The organism is Xylanibacter sp. (assembly GCF_057607445.1).
Map to the genome: position 1 here is coordinate 83,181 of NZ_DBLZAX010000007.1, position 24,480 is coordinate 107,660.

The following is a 24,480-nucleotide window of genomic DNA, read 5'->3' on the forward strand; positions in this document are numbered from 1 at the left end:
GTGACGAGTGATGAGTTTCTGAGAAAAACTTTTTTGTATTTATTCTCCATTCACGACGGCAGATGCCAAGAGGCATTTTTCAATACACTAACGGCTGAACAGCCGCAAACGCCGTAATGAAAGGCTATTCGTAATATCTGAACAGGCCGCCTTTCGACTCCACATAGCTTATCATCTCACGGAAGACAGCGTTATGACTGAGCGTCTCAACATTGCCGGTCATTATCATCTGACGGCGCGCACGGGTCATGGCCACGTTCAGTTTGCGGTCTATGATGCGTGCGTCGTCCATGAAGCAGTTGGCTGCAAGAAACTCAAGCTGCCACCTGTTCTGCACCGTGAACGAATAGATTATCACGTCGCGCTGGCTGCCCTGATAGCGCTCTACGGTGTCTATGGATATTTCTTCAAGTTCCTTTATCCCGGTTTTCTCTATCTCCTTGCGTATCACGGCTATCTGGTTGCGGTAAGGCACTATTACGCCCACGCTCCTGGCTGCACTGAAACTGCTGCCGAGCATGGAGTAAAGACGGCTCAGAAGGTCGGCCACTATGGTTGCCTCGCTTGTGTTCACCTTGTCGGACACATCGGGACGGCGGCACGGCTGCGACGGAATGAAGATCATGCGGTGAGTGCGCAGCAGCGTGTCGAGCTTGTCTGTAAGGCCTGTGTCGGCATAATTGAGCGACGTTTCCTTCTGATGCTTCAGCGGAACGGGCTCGAGATGCTCGCTGGCGTAGAACTCACGGCAGGGGAACTCTGCCACGTCGGGGTGCATACGGCCATGACGGCGCAGCACACCTGTAAACTCTGTGCGGCCGGCGGCACGCTCCGTGCGCAGCAGACGCTCAAAGAGCGAGTTGCGGCAGTTGTCGAGTCCGATGGCACGCAGCGCCTCGCTGCTCACAGTCGACTCGGTTTCGCTCTGCAGCACCACAGCCGGCAGCTGCTTATGGTCGCCTACAAGGATAAAGCGGTCTATGCTGCAACGCGTGCGCACGCCGCCTTCGTGGTCGTGGGCGGCAAGCAGACCGATAAGTCCAGGCTCGAGTATCTGCGACGCCTCGTCGACAATGGCCAACGAGAAGTGCTTCAGGCTGAACACGAAAGGCCGCGACATAAGCATTGACGTTGTGGCGGTGATGATGCGCACCGAGGCTATGCGCTCGCGGATGTCGGACAGACGGGGACAGTTGCGCACAGCCTCGCCAATAAGACGATGCTTGAAACGGCGGTCGCAGCTGTACTCGCTGCCCAGCCTCAGATAGTCGAGCGAGGCGTCTTCGAGCATTGCGCATATCTCGTCTACGGCCCTGTTGGTGTATGCCATGAGCAAAACCGACGCACCGGGGCGCGTAAGTTCCTCTTCAACCATAAACCTCAGAGCCATTGATGTCTTGCCCGTGCCGGGCGGACCGACGAGCAGATAATAGTCGGATGCCTGCATTGCGCCCAGCAGTATGTCGTCGTAGCTCGGATTATAGCTCTTTGTGAGCCTTACGCTATCGTTTCTGCGAGGGGCACGCTGACCGAGAAGCAGACTGCGGCGGTCGTCGGGAGCGGTTACAAACTCAAGCAGTGCGCGCGCTCCGCTGCTGCCCGAAGCGTCTGTTCCGGCATGCTCTACGGCATATACCATTGCCTTATGCATGTCGTCGGGCATATCCTCAGGATGCTGAACCTGCAGAACGTCGGGGTTCTGCTGTCCGTCTGTCAGCACCACTGTTATCTCGTCGGTGTGCAGTTCGTCGATGTTTCCCTTGTAAAGTATGGCGTTGCGCACATCGGGAACGCTGTCGGCACGATACTGATAGAGATAAATCATGTCGCCGCGACGGAAGTTTGGCAAGAAGCCCTCGCCCTGTCCGGGCACGGAGAGCGTTATGCGGTCGGGCACGGAACTGCCTTCGGCACACTCCTTTGCCTTTATCGTAAGGCCGGTGTATATGTTGCCAGTCTCCAGCTTTTCTGCCAACGGCATGTTCCAAAGGTCTGCCGAACAGCTCGTTACGCCTTCCTGCGAGCCTACCTTGCCTAATAGCTGCTCACGATATACGAACGTCATCATGCGGCAGAAATACTCGCGCTCTAACGGCGGCATGGCTGCCAACGGCCCCGTTACGGCCTCTATCTGCGGCAGGAGGTAGCGCTGAAAGAACGACGAAGCGGTCTTTGTGGTGTTGAGCGTGGCGGGCGTAAGTTCGGGCAGCACGCTGTCGAAACCGTCGAGGGCTATGTCGAAGTCGACAGCGACAATCTTGTTGCGCAGACTGATGGCCTCAGCGAAGAGCTTGCGATAAAAGGCTACGGCAAGGAAGCCCTGTGCCGGGGGATATTTAGAATAGAGCAGACGGATGTCTGTCTTGTTGAAACCAAGGTTGAAGTTGTATCTCAGCACGCCATAATACAGCAGCAGCTGAACATAATGCGGCTCAAGCTGCAGGCCCTTGCCGCCCGACTGTGCGGCGCGCTCTATGTTGAGGTTGCGCCCCGACTTCTGCTCAACAAGCAGACGGAAGTCGGTGGTCATGAGGTCGACACGGCCCTGAAGGCCAAGACGCTCGCAGACGAACGACGGCTCAAGCACAACGCGACTGCGGTCGTATTCGCCGAACATGCCCATAACGGCGGCGTTGATGTTGGATGCCTGCACAGCGGCATTTGCCTTGAACACGGCAGGATTGAAGTCGGTGCAGGTTGAATATTCGAGTGCCTTCTCGCTGAAACTCGACTTCAGCGTAGACGCCATATTGTAGGTGCCGCGACTGTTGATAATATCGTCGAGCACGCTGCCGGCAAGATTACCGAGGAGTATTGCCTGACTGTTGGCGCGCGGCTTCATTCGGTCGAGGGTGTATATCAGCGGATGGTGACCGTACTCCTTAAAGCATGCGGCTATTGAGCTGATGTCGATAAGATAGTCGGGCTCTACGATAACGAGCGAAGGCACGATGATGTCGCATTTCACGTCGCCCTCGCTGCCGCTGTATGTGCATGAGCCTTCGAGCTTGCAGTCGAGCAGGTTGAGCTGCATGCCCTCGCGCAGCAGTTCGGAGAGATAAGTTAGGTCGTCTGCCGTATAGTCGGCAGCAAGCATGGCTCCGCCGAGCACATCTTCGGCCGACACATAGATATATTTGTCGTCGAACCCTCTTACGATACATCTCATGTATCTTACGTCGGTGCCTTCGGCCTTGGTGTAAGGCTTGCGCTCGGCAGGCAGCACACGGAGCAGCTCGCCAGGCACGTCGGTGCCCGTAACGGCAGAGATGAAGCGGCTGAGGGCGCGCATGTCGTAGAAGAAATCTTCGCGCGAGAGCGGCTCACTGCTGTTGGTATGGCGGCGCATGGCCTGAACTGCAATCCAGTCGGGCAGCTTGACGTTGTGCCTCTTGCACAGATAGTCTACCTGCGAAAAGAGGTTACCGAAGGCCTGTCCCGTGTCGCGCAGTCCCTCATGACAGGTCAGTACCAGCGTCTCGTGCGCCATCTTGTTGACGCTCTTAGCATCGGCAGTATCATAAAGGCGCGTAAGTTCTAAAACGCGAGAAAAGAGTTCACTATTAACGTCTTTATAATTCACAATTCACGATTTTATAATTCACGTTTATAAGTCATAATTAGCTAATGCCGAACTTTGTTTCACAATTTATAATTCATAATTGGGCGGGTGTTATTATATATAACATACGATATAAAGTGATATTCTCGTACAAATTATGAAACGAAGTTCTGATTTGCCAAATTATGAATTATGAATTGTGAATTATGAATTATCATTGTCCTCCCAGCCTGCTGAAAAATTCTATTATCTCTTCCCAAGTCTTGAAGGTGTCGCTTCCAAACTTGATTAGCGTGCCCATAAAGTCGGCTGCGCCATACTCTTCTGACGGGTCGATGAGGTAGTCGCCGTAGATAAGGTCCTTGCGGTTGGTGAACACAAGGTGCTGCCATGCCGGAACGTTTACCACGTCTTCAGCCCAGCGCATCACTTCGGCAATGTATTCAGGGTTGTAGGCAGGCGACGGAGCAACGATATACATGGCGTAATGCTCAAAGAGATAGCGGAACGCCTTCATAGCACTCGACATCTGATTGCCGCGCGCGTCGCGCAGCGTGTCGATGCTGACGTATATTATAGGGCGCTCGCGATGCTCCTGTCTGTCGTCAATCCACTGCACTACGGGCAGCACAGAGTGGAGCAATATCTTGTCGTTCATGCGGTGCTCGCCGTGAAAGCTGATGGCGTTGCGGTAGTGCTGCGAGAACAGGTCGCGCGTATGCACCACGGGGTCTTCGTCGCCAAAGAGTCCGTAAACCCTGTCGCGGTTCTCCTCCTCGGTTACGCCGGCAAAGCATTTGGCGGTAATCTCCTTATATTCCTCCACGAGAGCCTTGGTTACGATAAACTCCTGAACGCCGTCCTGACGGGGATTAAGAAAGGTGTTCTTGCCCAGCATGCCGTGCTTCAGCATGGTGTCGCCCATCTGAAAGGCAGGATTTACCAATATGCGGTCGTATCCGTAGAGCATCTCGGCATACATTCCGCCCATCGACGTACCGATAATCAGGTCGGGATTTTCAGTCTCGCAAGTATGGTGAAGCAGGTCCATGGCCTCGGCAGGATGCAGCGGCAGGTCGGGAGCCACTACGGTGGCGCCGGGCAGCATCTCGCGAATCTTGACGACAGTGCCCGACTGTCCCGATGAACTGAAACCATGAACATAAAGGATTTTCTTCCCCTTCATTATCTCGGGGAACTGTATAGCATAATTATTTTCCATTGTTTTTGCAAGCTATAAGGATGTTACTCTGACGGGATGCAAAGTTAATGAAAATATTTCTCACGGAGAAAGGCGCGGCGGGGATAAAGGTTTAAAAAATCGGAACGCCGGCGGACGAAATGCGAAATGCCGTCTTTTGCATTGCGAAAGGTAACCTTTCAGGCTGCAAAAGGTGGTCTTTTAGAGGCCAAAGCATGGTCTTTTGCAACGCATTGAATATCAAGAGGTTACAAAGACGAGTAAAAGACAGGCGAAAACAGGGTTGAAAAGGCGTTTTGACCATTATTTACGCATCTTCATCATGACTTACCGACAAAAAGAAAAGGCACGCCTGACATACGATGCCGGGCGTGCCGTTGATGTGTGATGCGCCACGAGGGGCGCATGCTGCTGCATGATTTAGCGCACGATAACCTTCTTGATTGTGCCGTCGCTCATACGGATTATGTTGATGCCGCGCTGCGGAGCGTTGAGCATCTTGCCGTCGAGCGTGTAGCGGCCAGTTTCCTCAGCCTTGGCGCCTTCAACGGCATCAATGTCTGTAGCCTCAGTTACTTCTACGCTTACAACGGTCTCAGCCAGTTTGCCGTTAGAGTTGATCTGGATGGTTATGTCTGCCTTGCCTGCCTTGAGCGGAGTTATCACGAGGTCGCCGTCGGCCATTTCAGCCTTCAGCACTTCTTCGTCGCTCACCTCCTTGACGGTCTTCACGATGGCAGCGTCCATATTGTCGGCGTCGGTAGCCACGTCTTTCAGCGAAACGGTGGTGCCGTCTTCGGTTGTAAGGCTTACGGGGTCGATGTCGGCAACGACAGGAGCCTCGTTGTCGGGGAATACCGGAAGCGACGGGAACCAGTAGTTGCTTATCATTGAATACTCAGCTATCTGCTTGCCTTCGTTGTCATATTTGCGCACAACGTAGGTCGGGTCGCCGTAGCCTTTGTAGAGGCTTACTATGGCTTCGTCGGTAACAGGGTCTATGCGGAACGAGCATCCGTAGATCTGCCAGCCGTCGGGGTCGTCGTTATAGTCGATGAACGTGCTGAAGGTGTTGCTGTCGATGTCGTATTTATAGACGGTCTTGCCGCTGAACCAGCTGCTGTTTCCGCCGTTCCAGTAGAGCACGTTGTTCTGCTTGCTTGCGCAGAAGCAGTCAGGTGTCCATGCATACCATGAGTTTGCCGGACCGAAGATGCCTTCGGGGCACTCTATGACGGTCTGCTCGAGCGTTGCGGGGTTGAGCTTTACTATACGTGTGTCGGCCTGACCTGAACCTGACGATGCTGCCAGACTGAGCCACAGGTTGCCGTCTTTCGACAGTACCACAGAGCCGAAGCCCCATCCTTCGGGAGCCTCAACGGTCTGCTCTACCTCGTCGGTTGCGGGGTTGATGACGAGCAGTCCGTTCTTCTGATGAACGGCAAACACGCGGTCGTTCACGCGCACCATGTTGCCAATCTGTCCTCCGTAGAGCTGCTGATACGGGTCATCGCTGTCTGTTCCGGCTCCGCCTACGCTGCCCGTAATCTCCAGCTTGTCGAGGTCGAGAACGTAGATGCCGTTGCTTGTGCCTACGTATGCCTTATGCTCGTCCACTCCGAGGAAGCCGCGGCCGTCGGCAATGCTTGAGCCATTGTCGTCAACGGCAATGTTTTCTATCTGCTTCAGCACCTTCATTGTCTTGGCGTCGCAGATGGTTATGCGTCCGCCCATGATGCTTGCGCCCGGATCTTTGGGCTGCTTGGCTATGATGAAGAACTTGTCGCCGTAGATTGCTCCATACTGCACGGTGGCTCCAAGCTCAACGCCGGGATTCTCTTTCTGCACCACGCGGTAAACCCATTCGCCCTCGTCTGTGAGGAAGTTTACGGTAGAGTTCTGGTGGCCATACCAGTCTTCGTTCACGATGAACGTGCCTTTGGTGTAGTCAACCAGCACGGGCTCTGACGTCAGCGCAGGCAGATAATACAGCTCGCCAATCATGTTGCCCATGTTCATGTCGCTCATGTCTCTCACGGCCGACCATCCGTCAACACATCCGTCGACGAGTTTGCGGCCCGTTGCGCCCACGTTAGAGTAGCCGAACGCTTCGCCCGGAGTGTCGCACACCCAATAAGACAGGTATCCGTCATACCAGCCTGAGAACCAGAGGTCGTCCTCGTCGGCCGACACATAGCTGTCAAAGTCGTAGCTGGTGGTGTGCAGCAGTCCGTCCTCATCAGGCTCCACGGCCTCGCCGTTCTTTGTTATGCTGAATCCGTCGCCGTCAAAGTCGTAGCCCACACCGCCGATGGTGGTGCCGTAAGGAGTGTTGCCATAAACGAGAACGATGAAGTTAGGGTCGTTCTTTGCTATGTTGCAGAGCATTGCTGCACCCGTGCCGTCGGCCTCGTCGGTCCAGCGGTAGCCCCACACATAGAGGCGTTCCTCGCGGCTGTCGTTCCATTTGATGACGAGTGCGGCCTGCTTGTCGCCCTCGCCTATCCAGCACGTAATCTTAGAGAAGTCGACATCGCACGTGTTGTCGGTGGCCGACATCATTACGGTTCCGTTCTTGATGTTGCGCGGAACGCCCTGCACCTTTATTGTCTGGGCAATGGCAAACACGCCCGACAGCAGTGCAAACAACAATAAGTAAATCTTTTTCTTCATAAAGAACTTAACTTTTAAAAATTAAACATGTTTGTTATTTATTTGTCTGTTTTGCTCGTCTTATGGTCAGGGGAACCGCATTGGGCTGCATGTCGGCCTGCACGTGCAGGTCTTGCGCACGCGAAATCTCGGTAGAGGTCTCGCCCACCCATCCGCAATACTGGTTTACGCCGGTGTAGACACGTATGAAGTCGGCGCCCGGCAGACTGACTTTGTTTCCCTGACTGTCCACAGCCCAGCCTATGTCGAAGCTGTTTAGGCCGATAGAGTCGTTGGGATGGTTGTCAGCATAGCCCCACGGATATGAGTAGAGAACATAGTAAGAGCCCCATCCGCTCACGTCCTTGCCGTTGTCGGGCAGGCGCGTTCCGCTGAACGTAAGCTCGTCGGCATCTATCCATTCGGGATAATAGCTCTGCGTATGGTACATGTTCTTATATATATGTCCGCTGTTTCCGCGGTTGTCTTTCCATGGTATGTAGAGCGTGTCGGTGAGCGTTCCCGATATGTCGGGCACAGGATCGTGCTCCACCGGACGGCTGTAGGTTATGCCGTAGTTCTTTATCGTGGCGCTGTTGTTATATTCGCTGCCGGCAAGCTCATACCATTCGTCGTCGTCAGGGCGTCCGTTCATGTTGCGGTCGAACGCCACCATCACTATGCCCGGCTCGCAGTTGCCGCCCCGCTGCTCGGCATATCCGGGTATGTCTGAGTAGAACGAATTGCCTTTTATGTAGAAGTCTTTCTCGCCCGGCACGTTCACCACGGTGTGGTCGAAGGCAAACGTAACGTAGCCTCCATAGGCTCCGAGGGTTATCATCACGTCGTTCACTAGGTCGTCCTCGGCTTTCTGCCTCATTGTTTCAGTGTCGTCGCCAGGCTCATAGATAGGCATCGTGTTGACAAACTGGCCCGGAGCGGGGCAATATTCATACACGCTTGCCGTATAAGGGCTGTACTCCACCTCCTCATGAAGCACAGTAACGGGGAAGGTGTGCTTGTATCCTCGCCCGCCGTCGTCAAGCTCGAAGGTAATCACATACTCACCTTCGTGCTGCGCGAGGAAGATATACTCGCGCTCGGTGGAAAGGAGCGAGTCGGCGCCCGATGCCGTCCTGACGGTCCAGCGGTAAGAGTCGCCGGTGTAGGCAGGGGCAAGTCTGAGCTTCTTCATGCGCTCGATGTAGTAATAGTCGTCAAGTCCTGAACTGACATTCTCGGCGTCGCGTTCGCACGAACACGGCAACACAGCCGCCACAACAACGGCAGACATGACCGAAAGGCGCACTATATGATGTTTTATTCTGTTCATAATGAATTATTTTGAAGAACCTTTTATGAAGCACATATGGGCAGGTATGTCGCCCGTGCGCACGCTCCACTTGTGTTTTCCGTCTTTCGAATAGCAGTGAAGCACGCCGCTCGACACGTAGTTTTTGGCGTCGGTGATGTATATGTCGCCTGTGTCGGGGTGTATGCTGATACCATACGGAATGGTGATGTCGGCCTGCGTGCCGTCGGTTATGAACGAGTCGCTCACGCGCTTCATCGTCTCCGTGTTTATTATTCCGTAGGTTATGGTGTTCTGCTGGGTGTAGTTGTTCCACTCGGTGCTGTAGTAATAGAGCGAGTCGCCGCTGATGCAGAAGTTCGAGCAGGGAATGTTGAGCGTGTCGGTTACTTCCATCTCGTTGCGTCCGCTCTTCTTCTGGAGCACGTAGAGATTAGAACTTATGGTCTCATAGTCGCCTCGCGACGTAACCCAAAGCCGTCCGTGGCGGTCGGCCCTGATGCGGTGGAGGTTGATTCCGACGGGTATCTTCTGCATCTGCCTGAACCCTTCAAACTCTATCACCGACACAGTGTTGTCGTAGTTGGGCGCCATGTAGCCGCCGGAGTTGGCCACATAGAGGTATTCGCCAAGCACTTCGAGCTCTTCGGGCTGGTAGCCCACGGTGCATTTGTCCACCACCTTGAGCGTGAGCGTGTCCACCTTGTAAACCGCACCCTTAACAGCGTTAGGATTGTTGAGCTGAACGGGGCCGACATAGGAGCTGACGTAGGCGTGACCGCGGTAGAAGTTTACGTAGCGGCAGTTGGGTATGTCCACCTGAGATATGCGCACCCCGGTGCGTGCGTCGAGCACTTCCATCTTGTTGGAGCAGTTGACCACGACGTAGAGTTTTGAGCCGTAGACACGTATGTCGTTGCCGACGTCGCCAAGTTCCTTTATGACATGGGGATTGCGCTCGGCGTAGAGGTTGCGCACATAGTAGCCCTGCACGAAGTCGAGATAGTCGAGCGTGCACTTGTTGCTGCCCATGTTGCCCTCGTTGAGCAGGTACATGCCTACGACATCGCTGCCTTCGGGCACGGTTACGGGCAGTATGTCGTACTCCGTAGGCACCACGACCTCATCTTCGCGGCATGACGACAGAAGGACAGCCGAGAGCAGGAGGATATACAGAAAATGTATGTTGTGCATCATAATTCAAAACTTAGGGTAAGACGATAGTTGCGCTTGGGCATGGGATAATTGAGTATCACGTCGTAGTCCTGACTGAAGAGATTGTTCACTTCGAGCTGAACCTTGGCCGAATAGCGGCTCCAGCGGAAGCTGCGCGCAATGGAGATGTCGCTCGTGTACCACGGCTGCGTGTGGTTATACACGATGTTTTCCTGCTGATTGTAGCGCTCGCCGGTGTAGATGAAGCTGTAGTTAAGGCTCCATGAGCGCCATGTTGCCTGAACGATGGCCGAGCCACTGTGCCATGGTATGTAGGGTATCTGGTCGCGATAGTAGGTGTCGGCCGGACTAGTTACGTCGATTGCTTCCTGATAGGTGTACTGAAGTTTGCCGGTGATGTAGAGGTCGCGCAGCGGATTGAGCGTGAGCGAGCCGGTCAGGTCGATGCCGGTGATGCGCACACGGCCAAGATTGAGCATGGTCCAGCGGAACTGCGCGCCCTTGGGATAGGCCACAATCTTGTCGCGGACGAAGTTGCGGTAAGCATCGGCATGAAGGCTCCATTCGGTCAGGAAGCCGCGGCTGCGGCGACTGTCGTAGGCAAAACCGATGTTGTATTGGGTGGTGTATTCGGGCCGCAGCTGCGAGTTGCCCATGTCGGCATAATAAAGGTCGTTGAACGTCGGCATGCGGAAACTGCGCTTGGCAAAGGCGCGGATCGTAAAATCGGAGCTGCCGAAGGGCGCCCACGACAGGAAGAAGGCGGGAGTAAGCACGGTCTTGTCGCCTGCCGACTTGGCCAGACGGGTGCGGTCGTGAACGTAGTTGAGCACAAGGCTGCCCTGCATCTTGACGCGGCCGAGGGTAATGGCGGTGGCTGCCGAGAGGAAATGGTGCCAGCGGGTGGGATAAACGAAGCCGTACATGTCGGCATCCATCGTGTTCCACTGCACGTCGTAGGCAGCCGAAACGTCCCAGAAGTTGGTGATGTTATACAGGTGTGACGACGACAGATACAGCTCCTTCTGCCGGTAAACGTTGTCTATCATCATCACGGTGGTGTCCTTGTTGACGTATTTGGTGAGATAATAGGCATACTTTGCCATCAGACGGGTGTGATAACGGCTGCCGAAATCTTTCTGTATTGAGCCTTGCACGAAGGAGTTGTTGTCCCAGATGCGCTCGCCGCGGCGCCAAACATTGTTGACAATGGCCCCCGGCACGCCGCGCTCCGAGGTGTAGTTGTATGCCTTGAGCATCCACTCGCCGCCGCTGATGGTGCCGAAGAGCGCGCCCTCCATGCGCGTGGCGCGCACGTCGCCGTTCTGTCTTACGGCGGTGGTGTCGTACATTATCTCGTCGGTCATGACGGCCTTGCGGCGGTAGCGGAACTTATACTTGCCGCTGCTGCTGAGCCACTCGCCGCTGAACGACGCCGACACCTTGTCGGAAAGGCGCAGCTCTATGAGCAGGGCGGGGTTGACAAGGTCGAACGAACCTGTCTTCAGCGTGGCTTTGAGATGATAACTGGTGCTGTCGGCAAACACGGGGCGGCGCGTCCACATGTATATGGAGCCGGCCGAGTTGAAGTCTTTTGCTGACTGGAATATCTGACTCTTCTGTCCGTTGTAGAGCGATATGGCCTGCATGTTGTCGAGCGAGAACATGCCGAGGTCCACCTGTCCGTTCTGCGCGTTAGACAGCTGTATGCCGTCGTAGAACACTCCCACGTGGTTGGTGCCCATGCTTCTTATGTTGACGGTCTTGATGCCGCCCACTCCGCCGTAATCTTTCAGCTGCACGCCGGCAAAGAACCTGAGCGCGTCGGCCACACTCAGGCTGTTGAGCCGCTGCAGTTCTTCGCCCTTAAGCTGCTGCGACGGAATGACACTGCGCTGGCTGTTGCCCAGCACTACCACTTCGTTAAGTCTCTGCACACTGTCGAGACGGCTCACATGCTTTTGCGCATAGCCCGTAAAGACAGCCATGCACAAGAACATAATGGCTAATCTTTGTTTCATAAAAAATTAAGAATGCTCTCCTGAAGCCTAATCCACGAGGCTGCGGAAGGTTATTAAAAACAGCAAGGCAGGTCTTCTGACTTACCGCCCGGATGCGAACGCCTTCCCGAAAAAATGTCAGTGGCTTCATTGTTCGCACCCCGATATAAGGGCGGATTACAGCAGCGGGTCTGTCCGGGATTCTCACCCGGTTCCCTTTTAATCGCCATACGGCGAACCGTTGCGTGGGCAAAGTTAAGTGTTTTTATATTAACGGCACCATGTTTTTACATAAATGTTTTAAATTTAACATATCGGCATATAAACAGCGAGTTGACAGACATGACGGCACAGTACATCGGCACAAGGCACAAGAACCACTGCCGGAACATGGACCAAGACACAGGGACAGAAAGGCGGAAAGCAACAGAACTAAAGGTCTGCTGACGCCAAAGAAAAGGCATGGCGAAAGCAGCATGAATGTAAAAGGCCACGTTTTGCGATGTAAAAGGTATCCTTTTAGGCTGCAAAAGATGGTCTTTCAGGAGCTAAAAGACCACCTTTTGCAACATACTGAATATCAATACATTACAAAGGCGTATAAAAAGCGGTCTGCCTTACCGCAAAAACCCCACGCACATTAACCTTAAACGGATTGCCCAGACATTGTTTATCTGTGATGCATTCCTCCCCCGGAAACATCTATGCGACAAAGACTGACACAGGCGTGTGTAACGGCGAACGAAAACAACAAAGTATTTTGATTTGGATTTGCCTTAAAATCCTTATCTTTGCATGACAACAAACATGAAATAAGCTATTTATGCATAAAAAGGCAATATATATAATGATGCTGGTTGCGGTGCTGCTTGCGTCATGCAGTTCACCCGGAAGGAAGGCGCTGGAGCTAAGCGACAATATGCTGAAGACAGCACCGGAGAGGGCATTGGCCATACTGGACTCTATAGAAAATGCCGGCGGACTGAACAGGGAAGAGCAGCTGCACCTGGTATGGAACCGGGCTATGGCCCATCAGATAATGGGGATGTCTCTGGCTGAGGACGAACAGCTGCCGGAGGCCATCATGCACTATCGCGAAGAGGCCGACAAGCAAACAGACAGCTATCTTCTGGAGGCATCGTACCTGAACTGGAAAGGCAAGAGGGCTGAAGCCATAAACGTCCTAAACAAAGGGATTGGCAAGATTAAGGATTCAACAAAACGGGTTAAGCTGATGGCCGAACAGGCAAGGCTGCTTGAGCTTCAGCGGGAATACAGCAAGGCTGCCGAGGTGATGAAAAGGGCGCTGGAACTTAATCCGACGAAACGTGACAAAGCAATATTGAACTATAAGATAGGACTGAACCTTTCGTTAGCGGGAGACCCTCGGTCGGAACACTTTTACAGCCAAAGCGTAAGGATGGCCACGGAGAACGGCGACACGGCCATGGCGTGTGAGTTTCTGCGCAACTATGCCGACTATCTGGCAAACAACGGAAAGTATCGCCAATCTAACAACGTTTACCGCGAGATAAGCCGAATGATGCCGCAGATGGCAGGCCTGTCGGCCATTCAGATGGCCATGGCAGGAAACTATATCAATCTGCACATGCCTGACTCTGCACGCATCTGCGACGAAAAGGCCATAGAGAGCGAAGCGAGACTTGAGGCAAAAGGCTTTGACGACATTTCGCGCAGAATGGTGATAGAACTGGAGCGCTGCCTGTTAGACTACGGGGACGGAAAGCCCGTATCTTATGTTGGCTTATCCAGGTATTGCGACTCGATAACTGCCGACATGCATGCCAAGGAGAGCACCCTGGCAAGACGGCAGGAAGCGAAGGAGCGCCTGCAGTGGGCAAACCATGAGCTGAGACTTGACAGACAGCGTATGGGATGGATGCTGGCGGCAGCCGTACTGTTGTTTCTGCTGGGCGTGGCTGGCGGATGGATATATTACAGAAACCGACTAAGCCGGCTGGCAGAAGCCGAAAACAGCATAGACACGCTGAAAAGGATGCTGAAAGAGACGCAGACTCCGGCGGAAGAAACACCTGAAGAAAAGCAGCAGAAGAGTGAAGACGACGCCTTCTTCAAGAAAATACTTTTGCAGCAACTTGGAATAATACGCATGGTGGCAAGCACCCCGACCAACCATAATCAGGCTCTTCTGAAACGCATAGCCGGCATCAGTGAGGGCAAGATTCTGACAGACAGCCTGCTTGTGTGGCCTGATCTTTATCTTGTAATTGACCGTCTTTATGACAACTTCCACAACAGGCTTACGGAACGATACGGCAATGTGCTTACGGAAAAGGAGATACAGATTGCCTGCCTGTTGTGTGCCGGCTTCTCAACAAAAGAGATTGGCGTAGTAACACAGCAGTCGGATGCCACGATTTATGTCCGCAAGACTTCCATCAGAAAGAAGACCGGGGCTGCCGAAGGACAGGACATCGTATCCTACATCAACGGCATTAAGGCCGATTAAGACGCGGCAGGGCGACATTTAGATTTACAAAAAGCGTAACCACTGATATTCAGCAGGTTACGCTTTTCTTATTAAGACTTTTTATTTGCCTGTTTAGTCGTTGTAAGGTTCTTCTTCGCCGTAACTTTGCATCGTCAGAAGCTTAAATCCATAAAGGGCGCATGGGTCATATTGTCATGACGCCCGGCCTCTGACGAAAAACCATAATATCAACAAAACGGAGAAGAACCATAATGAGAAAAAGCAGATTTGTAAAAACAGCAGGCAGCCTGTTGGTCATCATGCTTATTGTGCTTGCATCAGCCGGACAACTGCATCTGCCCGGACACGGCAACAGGACCAACAGAAGTTTTGAAGAGGCGGTAGTAAGCCATGTGCAGGCCACACTAGCCAAGGGAGAGAAGGTAGAACTCAGCAGCAGATTCTTATGTAAAGACTATAAGGAAAACGGCGAGCTGCGTTTCGCCTGCAACGTAACTTACTGTGTGGTTTCAGAGAATGGCGTAAAAGAAATGCATACAGCCCATGTGGTATGCAACGGAGATAAAGACAGAATAATTGAATGGAAGGAGATTGAGAAGCAATGAACATAAGGAAACGTTTCACATTGATTGTGGCAGCAGGCCTTGCCTTATCCTCATTATCCGGCAAGGACATAAAAGGCCGTGTTACCGATACTGACGGGGTACCTATGGAATTTGTAAATGTGGTACTTCTTCATGATTCTGCATTTGTCGACGGAGTTATTACCGACGGCAACGGCTGTTTCTGTCTGTCATACGACGCAGCGCAGGGATTAAGGCTAAGGCTGTCATACGTGGGTTTCGACTCAAGATATGTCGACATCACTCCTGACGGCGAACTGGGCGACATCATGATGACGGCCTCAGCCAACACCATGCTGGAGAATGTGGTGATAAAAGGCAATGCCTCTAAAACTTATCTGAAGGGAAACGCTCTGGTAACGAATGTGGAGAACAGCATCCTGGCCAAGGCAGGAACGGCAAAAGATGTGCTCAGACAGATTCCAATGGTTGTTGAAACCAACGGCAATCTGGAAATATTTGGCAAGGGGACGCCTGCCGTTTATATCAACGGACGTAAGATCAACGACTTGCAGGAATTATCAACACTATTGTCCGGCAATATCCGGAATGTGGAGGTGATAAGCAATCCAGGCTCATCTTATGCGGCAGATGCAAAGGCCGTTATACGCATCAGCACGAAAAAGCCACAGGGCGACGGATGGAGCGGCACGTTCAGGTCGGAATACGGATTCAGACATTACTTTCAAAGTGGCAACATGATGAACCTTAAATACCGTGCAGGTGGTTTTGAAGTATTCTCCACCTTGACATACGATACGGGCAGAAGCAGGGAAAAGAAGTTTACAGACATGGCTACTGTTACAAAATCGGAATGGAAACAGCAGCTCTCCACAGCCAACACCAGGCATTATAACGGCTTTTCAGGCAAATTGGGCTTTTCATGGACAATCAGCAGCGGCCATTACATAGGAGCCTTTTATCAGAACGAATATGCAAAGAATGAAATAAGGTCGTTTCTTGAAAGCGATGTGTCTGAAAACGGAACGTTTTACGACAGTTGGAGCACTGATGCCGACGACATGTCGGAGAACACTCCAAGGCATGCGGCGAACATTTATTACAACGGGCAGATAAACAAACTAAGCATCGACTTCAATGCCGATTACATCTGGAACAGAGGAACGCAGCACACCACCAATGAAGAGACAAGTCTGATGCAGGAAGACCGCTACATAACGACATACAGCAAACGCAAGACCAGCATGGCTGCCGAAAAACTGGCATTAAGTTATCCTATAGGGAAAGGTGTCTTGACATTGGGCGAGGAATATACAAGATCCAGCACAGACAACCGCTTAAATACTGAATATGCCAACCTCAACAGCAGTCATTCAACGATAAAGGAAAGCAATATAGCCTGCTTTGTTGAGATAATGCAGCAGTTAGGCCGGATAAGCATCGGTGCGGGACTGAGGTATAAACATGTAAGCTATGACTATTTTGAGCATTCTCGGTCTGAAAACAACCTCAGCCGGACCTATAACAACATCTTCCCTTCATTCAATGCCAACACAAGACTGGGCGACCTGCAGATGTCGCTATCATATGGCAACAGGGTGGAAAGGCCGGGCTATTCGGCGCTGAATGCCAATGTTTCATATCTTAACAGAATGACATACGAGTCGGGCAATCCGCGCCTACAGCCAACAAGACTGCACAACCTGGAGTACAGAATGGTGTGGAGGAACTATTTTGCACAGGTGGCCTATACCTATTTTGACAATCCCATTGTAAATACCACCAGGCCATACAGCAACGACGGAGAGATAACCATCCTTACTTATGAGAACTTCAGCAGGAGGCACTTCGTGCAGGCATTTATGGGCGGACAGTTCAGGCTTGGGATATGGCAGCCACGTGTAAATGTGGGAATGTTTACGCAGTGGTTTGACATTGTGGTCAACGGCAACAGCAAAAGCATGAACAAGCCCATAGGCATTGTGCAATGGCAAAATGCGATACATCTGCCAATGGACATCTGGCTGAACATCGACTGCCAGTTTACAACTGCGGGAAATGACAGAAATATCTATGCGGCACATTCTTCATACATAAATGCAAAGCTATACAAGGATTTCTGCAAGAACAGACTTAGCATGACACTTGAGGCACGCGACATATTCAACGGCTCACGCCAGAATCTTACTCTATACAACAATGCCGTAACCCTTAACCAAAGGAATTTCAGCGACATGCGATGCCTGATGTTCACACTGCAGTACAACTTCAACGTAACACGTGACCGATACAGAGGCACGGGCGCCGGCAACACGGAGAAAAAACGCTTATAAATATCAGGCAGAAACCTTGTGTTTTTAAGGGTAAATCGTGACGGATGACATAGGAGCAGATTGCTGCAACGGCGAAACAGACGGGAAAGATTCAGGGCGGCACGCTGCAAAAAAACATTGCAGCATGCCGCCCTGAACGGTATGTTATTAAGAACTGATCAAAAGGACGTAAACCGCAAATGTGGCAAGCCTGCGGATTTATCCCAGCGTGATGTTCTCTACGTCAACCCGCTCATGCAGGAAGAGCTGGGCCGACTCACGGAACTTGTCGGTGTTCTCCGTGGTGAGATAATGGCACAAGCCGTTCTTTGTACACTTTGCCTCAATGTCGGGATGGCGCACAAAGTAGTCTTTTAGGCTGTTGGACACATACTCGCCCTGCGGAACTATCTTGACACCGCGCGGCGTATACTTCAGAATCTTGTTGAGCAGCAGCGGATAGTGAGTGCAGCCGAGGATGATTGAGTCGATCTGCGGGTCGCGTATCATGAGGTTCTCAATGCGCTTCTTTACAAAATAGTCGGCACCCGGACCGTCGTACTCGTTGTTCTCCACAAGCGGAACCCACATTGGGCAAGGCTCGCCCGTAACGGTGATGTCGGGGAATAGCTTGTTTATCTCGAGCACATAGCTCTCGCTCTTTATTGTTCCCTCGGTAGCAACGATGCCCACATGGCGGCTCTGAGTGATGCTGCCTATACACTCAGCCGTGGGACGGATGATGCCCAGCACACGGCGGTTAGGGTCGAGAGAGGGCAGGTCGTTCTGCTGAATGGAGCGCAGGGCCTTGGCCGAAGCCGTGTTGCAGGCCAGGATTACGAGATGACAGCCCATGCTGAAAAGCTTCATGACAGCCTGCCGCGTAAACTGGTAAACCACGTCGAACGAGCGCGCTCCATAAGGCGCACGTGCGTTGTCGCCAAGATAAAGATAATCATAGTGTGGCAGAATGTTGCGCATCTGATGCAGGATGGTAAGTCCGCCGTAACCCGAATCGAACACTCCTATAGGACCTGGTTTTTCTGAAAGCTGCATAAGCACTGATATTTTATACGTTGAAGGCTGCCTGCAAATGCGCTGATGACAAATTAAGCCGGTGGCACACGGGCATACAGCCGTGGAAATAAGGCCGGACCTGCCACACAAGGCGCACTGCTCCGGCCTGAAAAAGACATCAGCCACGCACGTCTGAGGCCATAAGGCAGAACCTCAAAGACATGCCGGCATGACAAATAACTGTACGGCATGCACGGCCTGAGCCGGCATGCTGCTATTTCTCCAAATATGTAAACATGTTGCGCACCAGCGAGCTTATGTCCTCACCGCTCGTAGTGTCGATATACGGCACGGCGTCGTTGTCGGTGTTGAGGATAAAGGCATATCCGCGCTCGCGGCCAACCTGACGCAATATTTCGTTAAGACGCTTCTTCAGAGGCGCATACATGTCGGCCTCGGCCTGCTCGAGCAGGCGGGCAGCTTCTTTCTTGAAAGACACGCTGTTGTTGAGAAGCTCCTGCAACTCATATTGTCTTTTCTTCAGAATTGAAGGCGCAAAGTCTTTCTGACCCTCAAGAAACGCCTCATATTTCTGGTTGAACTCTTCTTCAGAGCGCTTTGTCTCGTTGGCATACTGACGCTTAAGCTCAGCCAGACTCTTCTGCATGTCGGCATAGCCGGGCATGGCCTTGATGGCCTCGCTATAGCTTAAATAACCAAACTTAACCTGTGCGTCGGCCATGGCAGCCGGCAGGAGCAACAACAAAAAAAGAATAAGTTTCTTCATAGAGGCATAGTTAAAAAGTCAAAAGCGCCGCCTCCCTGATGGAAAGCAGCGCTCGTTATAGTGTTTAATTATTTCAGTTTATTCATTTCAGCTTTCACATCTGCCGTAACATCCTTGCTCAGAGTGTCGCTGATGTAAGGTATGCCGCCCGATACGTCCATGATGTAAACATATCCGCCGTTCTTGCCTACATTCTTTATGGCAGTCATTATCTTGGTCATGATAGGCTGCATCTTCTCCTGCTGAGCTTTCTGCAGAGCCTGCTGGTTGTCCTGCAGAGCCTGCTGATATTTCTGGAACAGCTGCTGCAGTGAAGCCTCTGTCTCCTGACGCTTTGTCTCGTTCATTGTGCTCTTTGTACGGTCATACTCGTCAGACTTTTTCTGAATTTCGTCCTGCATGGCCTTCATATCATTCTCATACTGCTTTGACTGAGCTTCAAGCTCGCCGCGGGCCTTGATGAATTCGGGAAGGCTCTGCATGATAGCCTGTGCGTCAACATGTCCGAACTTAGCGTTCTGGGCAAACAATGTCAGAGGTGCGCACAGCAACAACATTAAAACTAGTTTTTTCATTTCTTAATTGCAATTTTTATATTTAAATGTTTATTATTTGTCTGCAAAGATAATGCAAGCAGCGAGAACTACAAAATAAAAGAGTGTGAAATGCGCTTTTATTTTAATTTCAGGCGCCGGCCATATCTTGTTCAAACACAAGACATTAGTTAGAATAGCCCAACTTCGACAGCACTTCGTTGCTTATGTCTATCTTCGGCGAGCCGAAAATGATGCTTGTGTCTGACGCACGGTCGAGTATGAGCGAATATCCACGCAGGTCGGCAATGTCCTTCACCGCGTTGTAGATTTCCTCCTGAATCGGAGTCATCAGACTGGTGCGCTTCTTGAAGAGCTCGCCCTCCGGTCCGAAATACTTGCGCTTAAGCTCGCTAGCCTCCTTCTCCTTGTTCATTATGGCCTCCTGGCGCTCCTTCTTCTGCTCCTGAGAGAGGAACACCACCTCGTTCTGATAGTTCTTGTACATGGTCTGAGCCTCTGTATTGAGGGCATCCACCTCTGCCTGCCACTTCTTGGCCACCTGGGTGAGCTGCTCGTTGGCACGCTCATAGGCAGGGATGTTCTTCAGGATATACTCCATGTCAACAAGAGCAAACTTCTGCGCACTGGCCGTAAATGCAACGGCCAGCATGGCAAACATCATCAATATCTTCTTCATACTTTCTTCTCCTTATTATAAATTAAACTGACAAAACCGACGTGACAGATACGCCTATATGTCCTGACGGCCAATTTATTAACTCTCTTTATCTTGACATTCGGCATCTAAGCCATTAGAATTCCTGTCCGAGGATGAAGTGGAACTGTGAGCCGCCGCGTGTGCCGAACACCTTGTCGAAGCCGTAAGCCCAGTCGATACCCATAAGACCTACCATCGGCAAGAAGATGCGGACACCGATACCGGCTGAACGCTTCATGTCGAACGGGTTGAAGTCCTTGGTGTCGTTCCATGCGTTACCTGCCTCAAGGAATCCAAGACCATAGATTGTGGTGTTGCCGAGCAGGAACGGATAACGAAGCTCAAGAGTGAAGCGGTCGTAGGCATAGCCCTCATATCCGTAAGGAGTGAGGCTACCGTTGTCGTATCCGCGCAAGCCGATAGTTTCTTCGGCATAGCCTGTTGAGTAGCCGCTCATACCGTCACCACCCATATAGTAGGTTTCGAAAGGCGATTTCTTATACTTGTTGTAAGAACCGAGCAGACCAAACTCTACGCGGGTCATGAGCACGAAACACTTCTGTCCGTTGGTAAGTGCGGTATATGTCTTGGCACGGAACTTCCACTTGTGATACTCAACCCAGCGGTATTTCTCCTGCTGCTCGGCTGTGTATGTCGGCGACTCCGGATTGACGGCAAGGTTCTTGTAGTCCTTATGATCGAACGCTGACCAAGGCGGAGTGATTGTGAGCGATGCCATGAACTCTGAACCGCGGCGCGGGAAGAGCTGGTTGTCGGTAGATACACGCGACAGGGTGATGCCCAGGTTAAGGTTGTTACAGTTACCGTTGGTAACGATAAAGTACTGCCAGTTCTTCAGCATATAGCGCTGGTAGGCCAGCTCGACAGACAACTGGAAGTAGTCGTCAGGCCAGCGCAGACGCTTACCCCATCCCACTGACACACCGAGCAGCTTGACATACTTGTCGGGGTCGTAGAAGTTTTCATAATAATTATTGTAACTGTTTCCGTAACCGTAAAGGTAGTTATAATAATTATTCATGTAGGCGCTGTTGTAATAGTTGCTCGACACGTCGGTCTGCTTAGAGAAGTAAGCTCCGACGGTGAACTGTATAGGACGTTTTCCGCCGAACCAGTTGGTTGAGTAAGATGCGTTGTACGACTGATAATACGTACCGTTGGTCTGCGCTCCGATAGAAAGCACCTCACCGTCGCCGACGGGCAATATGCCGCGGTGCTCCTTATTCTTGTTGAAGAGGTTGGCCATTGAGAAGTTGTTGAGCTTCAAGCCTATACGTCCGATGACACCGGTCTGTCCCCAACCGAGCGAAAACTCAACCTGGTCGTTAGACTTCTGAACAAGATCCCAATTGATGTCAACGGTTCCGTCTTCATAGTTAGGTCTTACATCAGGATTGATCTGCTCAGGGTCGAAGTGTCCCATAGACGCCATTTCACGTGCTGAACGCATCAAGGCCTCCTTCGAGAAGAGGTCGCCCGGCTTTGTTCTCAGCTCACGGCGCACAACGTTTTCATACACACGGGTATTACCGTTGATGCGCACACGGCTGATGTGGGCCTGGTTGCCCTCCATGATACGCATCTCAAGGTCGATAGAGTCGCCCACGATGTTCACCTCGGTAGGCTGCAGATTGTAGAACAGATAACCGTTGTTCCAGTACTCATTGCCCACAGCGTCGTCGTCTTCAGAGAGTCGCTTGTGCATGAATTTCTGGTTATACACATCACCCTTCTTCATGCCGAGCAGACGGCTCAGATAGTCAGTTGAGAACACGGTGTTGCCCACCCATGTTATGTTTCTTATATAATATTTCTTTCCTTCGTCCACCTTCAGATAAATGCTGACATGCTTGTCGTCAACGTTCCATACGCTGTCTTCAACGATGGTGGCGTCGCGATAGCCAAGTTCGTTATACTTGTCTATAAGGTTCTGCTTATCAGTCTTGTATCGTTCGGGGGTATATTTCTTCGATTTAAGGAATGTCGACAGCTTGCCGGCCTCGTGTGTCTTAGTGAAGGCACCCTTTGTGAACAGTCCGCCCTTAATCTTAGAGTCGCTCAGGTTCTTGTTGCCCTCAATGATAATCTGGCGCACCTTCATCTTCTCCTTCTTGTCAATCTCGACGTCAAGTATCACCTGATTCTTAGCCGTTACGTCGTCGCGCTGGCGTATGTTTATCTCAGCATTCTTATAACCCTTGTCGTCGAAATAGTTTTTGGCCAGCAGCTCAGCACGGTCTATCATGTTAGGCGTAATCTGGTTGCCCTTAAGAAGTCCGAGCTTTGTCTCAAGGTCCTCGCGTTCCGACTTCTTCACACCTATATAATTAATGGTTGACACACGCGGGCGCAGAGCCAGATAGAAGTGCAGATAGATTTTGTCGCCTACAATAGAGTCGGCCGCAATCTGCACGTTTGAAAACAGTCCGTGCTTCCAATAGCGCTTCACTGCCTCTGTAATCTCCTGACCCGGAAGCTCTATTTTCTGGCCGACGGTAAGGCCCGAAATACCCGTAAGCATATAATCTTCGTAACCTTCCACGCCTGACACAGCGATTCCGCCGATAACACCGGAACGCGGAGTGCCCGCATAAGAGATTTCAGGATTAACAATCTTTTCCTGCGCTACAGCCCCAATGCTGAAAAGCAATGCAGCGAGCAGTGTCAAGCATCCTATTATTCTGTTCATCTTATATGTCTGTTGTCTTGAATATTAATTATCGTTTTCAACTTGTTCCTCGGTCTTGCCGAAGCGTCTCTGGCGCTTCTGATAGCTTGCAATGGCCTCATGCAGGCTCTGCTCGTCGAAGTCGGGCCAGTAAGTGTCGCAGAAATAAAGCTCCGAATAGGCTATCTGCCAGAGCAGATAGTTGGATATGCGCACCTCTCCGCCCGTGCGTATCAGCAGGTCGGGGTCGGGCATGAAGCGTGTCTGCATGTGGTCTGCCACGACATTCTCGTCGATTGCGTCGATTGCGAGACGTCCGTCCTTAACCTCGGCGGCTATGTTCTTTACGGCGTTGGTTATCTCCCACTTTGAAGAGTAGCTGAGAGCCACCACCATCGTCATGGCACTGTTGTCCTTGGTGTGCTCCATTGTCTCGTCCAGCTTCTCCCTGACCTGTAGCGGAAGCCTGTCGACATCACCGATAACACGGAAGCGCACATTGTTCTTCATGAATATCTCGTCCTCAAGAGCCGTGAGCACAAGGCCCATAAGTGCGGCCACCTCATCGGCGGGGCGGTTCCAGTTTTCGGTTGAGAAGGTATAAAGCGTCAGATACTTCACGCCGAGCTTCACACACTCTGACGTGATTTTCCTAACCGACTCAACACCGGCCTGATGGCCGTAGCTGCGCTTCTTGCCGCGCTCAGTTGCCCATCTGCCGTTGCCGTCCATGATGATGGCAATGTGCTGCGGTATGCGGTTCATGTCAATCTTAGTCTCAGTCATCTTTATTACATGTTATACATTTAGGCATGAAGCTGTAGGTTAATGTCAGCTTCAGAGCCGAATAGCAGTCAGTATTTTTGAAAAGTCCCGAACTCTTGATGCAGTAAGGGTCTGCCACGCCGTCGAGCTTGTCGCTGAGCGAGAAGTGGACAGCCCACTCAAGACCAAGGTTCAGCCGCGACCCTATTTTATATTTCACGCCCAGGCCGAGCGGAAGGTTTGCCGTAAACACGTTGTCGGCGTCTGCCTTTACGTATGTTGCGCCAAGTCCGAGGAATATGAACGGAGTGAGGCGCTTGGCTCCTCTGTACTCACGGCCCGTGCCGTAAGGCCAGAAGTTGTATTCATAAGTTATTCCGAGGTCGATGAGCGTGTTGCTGAATTCAACCGGATTGTCGGAATACTCGGGATACCATGTCTCAAGCCCGGCCGAGCTGCCCTTCAGCTTTCCGTATGAGAGGTCGAGCTTAAGGCCCATGTACGGATTGATTACACGTCTGAGAATGAGCGACGCCATGGGCTGCATGTTCTTGGTCACGTTGCCGTTGAAGTCGCCCTCGTATGCCACCATGCCTGCACCCACACCAATCTCCATCTTATATTCGTTGTCGTCTTGTGCCATTGCACAAAGCGACAGCGCCGAGACAATGATGCAAAGCAGGATTTTTCTCATTT

The 24,480-nt window shown here is 51.8% G+C and carries 16 protein-coding genes and 1 riboswitch; of the genes, 3 read left to right on the forward strand and 13 right to left on the reverse strand.

Annotation, left to right across the window (positions count from 1 at the left end):
- Positions 1–124: 124 nt before the first annotated feature.
- The 6 genes from ACZMIG_RS07145 to ACZMIG_RS07170 form a co-directional block, all read right to left on the reverse strand.
- Positions 125–3,583: a DEAD/DEAH box helicase gene (locus ACZMIG_RS07145; protein WP_487889373.1), complete on the reverse strand. Its 3,459-nt coding sequence runs from the start codon at positions 3,581–3,583 to the stop codon at positions 125–127.
- 193 nt (positions 3,584–3,776) lie between these two features.
- On the reverse strand, positions 3,777–4,784 hold the full coding sequence (locus ACZMIG_RS07150) for a YqiA/YcfP family alpha/beta fold hydrolase (protein ID WP_487889374.1): 1,008 nt from the start codon (positions 4,782–4,784) through the stop codon (positions 3,777–3,779).
- Between the two features lie 399 nt (positions 4,785–5,183).
- The gene (locus tag ACZMIG_RS07155) at positions 5,184–7,436 is read right to left on the reverse strand and encodes a DUF5074 domain-containing protein (protein WP_487889375.1); all 2,253 of its coding nucleotides are present in this window, start codon (positions 7,434–7,436) and stop codon (positions 5,184–5,186) included.
- A gap of 34 nt (positions 7,437–7,470) precedes the next feature.
- Positions 7,471–8,748: a cell surface protein gene (locus tag ACZMIG_RS07160; RefSeq protein WP_487889376.1), complete on the reverse strand. Its 1,278-nt coding sequence runs from the start codon at positions 8,746–8,748 to the stop codon at positions 7,471–7,473.
- Positions 8,749–8,754: 6 nt separating this feature from the next.
- On the reverse strand, positions 8,755–9,921 hold the full coding sequence (locus tag ACZMIG_RS07165) for a YncE family protein (RefSeq protein WP_125105376.1): 1,167 nt from the start codon (positions 9,919–9,921) through the stop codon (positions 8,755–8,757).
- Positions 9,921–11,924, reverse strand: coding sequence for a TonB-dependent receptor plug domain-containing protein (locus ACZMIG_RS07170; protein ID WP_487889377.1), 2,004 nt, complete (start codon positions 11,922–11,924; stop codon positions 9,921–9,923). Before ACZMIG_RS07170 ends, ACZMIG_RS07165 begins: the two co-directional genes overlap by 1 nt.
- 49 nt (positions 11,925–11,973) lie before the next feature.
- Positions 11,974–12,162: riboswitch (cobalamin riboswitch) on the reverse strand.
- Between the two features lie 588 nt (positions 12,163–12,750).
- Between ACZMIG_RS07170 and ACZMIG_RS07175 the strand changes: the two genes are divergently transcribed.
- The 3 genes from ACZMIG_RS07175 to ACZMIG_RS07185 all read left to right on the forward strand — a co-directional run bounded on the left by ACZMIG_RS07175 (position 12,751) and on the right by ACZMIG_RS07185 (position 17,293).
- The gene (locus tag ACZMIG_RS07175; RefSeq protein WP_487889378.1) at positions 12,751–14,394 is read left to right on the forward strand and encodes a hypothetical protein; all 1,644 of its coding nucleotides are present in this window, start codon (positions 12,751–12,753) and stop codon (positions 14,392–14,394) included.
- A gap of 233 nt (positions 14,395–14,627) precedes the next feature.
- The gene (locus ACZMIG_RS07180; protein WP_487889379.1) at positions 14,628–14,981 is read left to right on the forward strand and encodes a hypothetical protein; all 354 of its coding nucleotides are present in this window, start codon (positions 14,628–14,630) and stop codon (positions 14,979–14,981) included.
- Positions 14,978–17,293 carry a TonB-dependent receptor domain-containing protein gene (locus tag ACZMIG_RS07185; RefSeq protein WP_487889380.1) on the forward strand — a complete coding sequence of 772 codons (2,316 nt, stop codon included), beginning with the start codon at positions 14,978–14,980 and terminating at the stop codon, positions 17,291–17,293. The genes ACZMIG_RS07180 and ACZMIG_RS07185 overlap by 4 nt, the downstream gene beginning before the upstream one ends.
- Positions 17,294–17,491: 198 nt before the next feature.
- On the opposite strand, the gene murI is transcribed toward ACZMIG_RS07185, so the two are convergent.
- The 7 genes from murI to porG form a co-directional block, all read right to left on the reverse strand.
- Positions 17,492–18,328 (reverse strand): glutamate racemase, encoded by an 837-nt coding sequence (gene murI / locus ACZMIG_RS07190; RefSeq protein WP_021853542.1) that lies wholly within the window; start codon positions 18,326–18,328, stop codon positions 17,492–17,494.
- A gap of 235 nt (positions 18,329–18,563) precedes the next feature.
- Positions 18,564–19,076 carry an OmpH/Skp family outer membrane protein gene (locus ACZMIG_RS07195; RefSeq protein WP_021853543.1) on the reverse strand — a complete coding sequence of 171 codons (513 nt, stop codon included), beginning with the start codon at positions 19,074–19,076 and terminating at the stop codon, positions 18,564–18,566.
- Between the two features lie 68 nt (positions 19,077–19,144).
- Positions 19,145–19,651: an OmpH/Skp family outer membrane protein gene (locus tag ACZMIG_RS07200; protein WP_021853544.1), complete on the reverse strand. Its 507-nt coding sequence runs from the start codon at positions 19,649–19,651 to the stop codon at positions 19,145–19,147.
- Positions 19,652–19,796: 145 nt separating this feature from the next.
- Positions 19,797–20,309, reverse strand: a complete 513-nt coding sequence (locus tag ACZMIG_RS07205) for an OmpH/Skp family outer membrane protein (RefSeq protein WP_021853545.1) — start codon at positions 20,307–20,309, stop codon at positions 19,797–19,799.
- A gap of 115 nt (positions 20,310–20,424) precedes the next feature.
- Entirely contained in the window at positions 20,425–23,040 is a 2,616-nt protein-coding gene (locus ACZMIG_RS07210) for a BamA/OMP85 family outer membrane protein (protein WP_021853546.1), read from the reverse strand.
- Between the two features lie 24 nt (positions 23,041–23,064).
- Positions 23,065–23,805, reverse strand: coding sequence for an isoprenyl transferase (locus ACZMIG_RS07215; RefSeq protein ID WP_021853547.1), 741 nt, complete (start codon positions 23,803–23,805; stop codon positions 23,065–23,067).
- Positions 23,798–24,478, reverse strand: a complete 681-nt coding sequence (gene porG, locus ACZMIG_RS07220; RefSeq protein WP_021853548.1) for a type IX secretion system protein PorG — start codon at positions 24,476–24,478, stop codon at positions 23,798–23,800. The genes ACZMIG_RS07215 and porG overlap by 8 nt, the downstream gene beginning before the upstream one ends.
- Positions 24,479–24,480 lie beyond the last annotated feature (2 nt).

Excerpts from the sequence above, each read along its gene's own strand:
- ACZMIG_RS07150 (WP_487889374.1), bottom strand. The coding sequence starts at position 4,784 with ATGGAAAATAATTATGCTATACAGTTCCCCGAGATAATGAAGGGGAAG.
- ACZMIG_RS07215 (WP_021853547.1), bottom strand. The coding sequence starts at position 23,805 with ATGACTGAGACTAAGATTGACATGAACCGCATACCGCAGCACATTGCC.
- ACZMIG_RS07180 (WP_487889379.1), top strand. The coding sequence starts at position 14,628 with ATGAGAAAAAGCAGATTTGTAAAAACAGCAGGCAGCCTGTTGGTCATC.
- ACZMIG_RS07155 (WP_487889375.1), bottom strand. The coding sequence starts at position 7,436 with ATGAAGAAAAAGATTTACTTATTGTTGTTTGCACTGCTGTCGGGCGTG.
- ACZMIG_RS07185 (WP_487889380.1), top strand. The coding sequence starts at position 14,978 with ATGAACATAAGGAAACGTTTCACATTGATTGTGGCAGCAGGCCTTGCC.
- ACZMIG_RS07170 (WP_487889377.1), bottom strand. The coding sequence starts at position 11,924 with ATGAAACAAAGATTAGCCATTATGTTCTTGTGCATGGCTGTCTTTACG.
- ACZMIG_RS07200 (WP_021853544.1), bottom strand. The coding sequence starts at position 19,651 with ATGAAAAAACTAGTTTTAATGTTGTTGCTGTGCGCACCTCTGACATTG.
- ACZMIG_RS07205 (WP_021853545.1), bottom strand. The coding sequence starts at position 20,309 with ATGAAGAAGATATTGATGATGTTTGCCATGCTGGCCGTTGCATTTACG.
- ACZMIG_RS07165 (WP_125105376.1), bottom strand. The coding sequence starts at position 9,921 with ATGCACAACATACATTTTCTGTATATCCTCCTGCTCTCGGCTGTCCTT.
- murI (WP_021853542.1), bottom strand. The coding sequence starts at position 18,328 with ATGCAGCTTTCAGAAAAACCAGGTCCTATAGGAGTGTTCGATTCGGGT.
- ACZMIG_RS07160 (WP_487889376.1), bottom strand. The coding sequence starts at position 8,748 with ATGAACAGAATAAAACATCATATAGTGCGCCTTTCGGTCATGTCTGCC.
- ACZMIG_RS07195 (WP_021853543.1), bottom strand. The coding sequence starts at position 19,076 with ATGAAGAAACTTATTCTTTTTTTGTTGTTGCTCCTGCCGGCTGCCATG.
- porG (WP_021853548.1), bottom strand. The coding sequence starts at position 24,478 with ATGAGAAAAATCCTGCTTTGCATCATTGTCTCGGCGCTGTCGCTTTGT.
- ACZMIG_RS07175 (WP_487889378.1), top strand. The coding sequence starts at position 12,751 with ATGATGCTGGTTGCGGTGCTGCTTGCGTCATGCAGTTCACCCGGAAGG.
- ACZMIG_RS07210 (WP_021853546.1), bottom strand. The coding sequence starts at position 23,040 with ATGAACAGAATAATAGGATGCTTGACACTGCTCGCTGCATTGCTTTTC.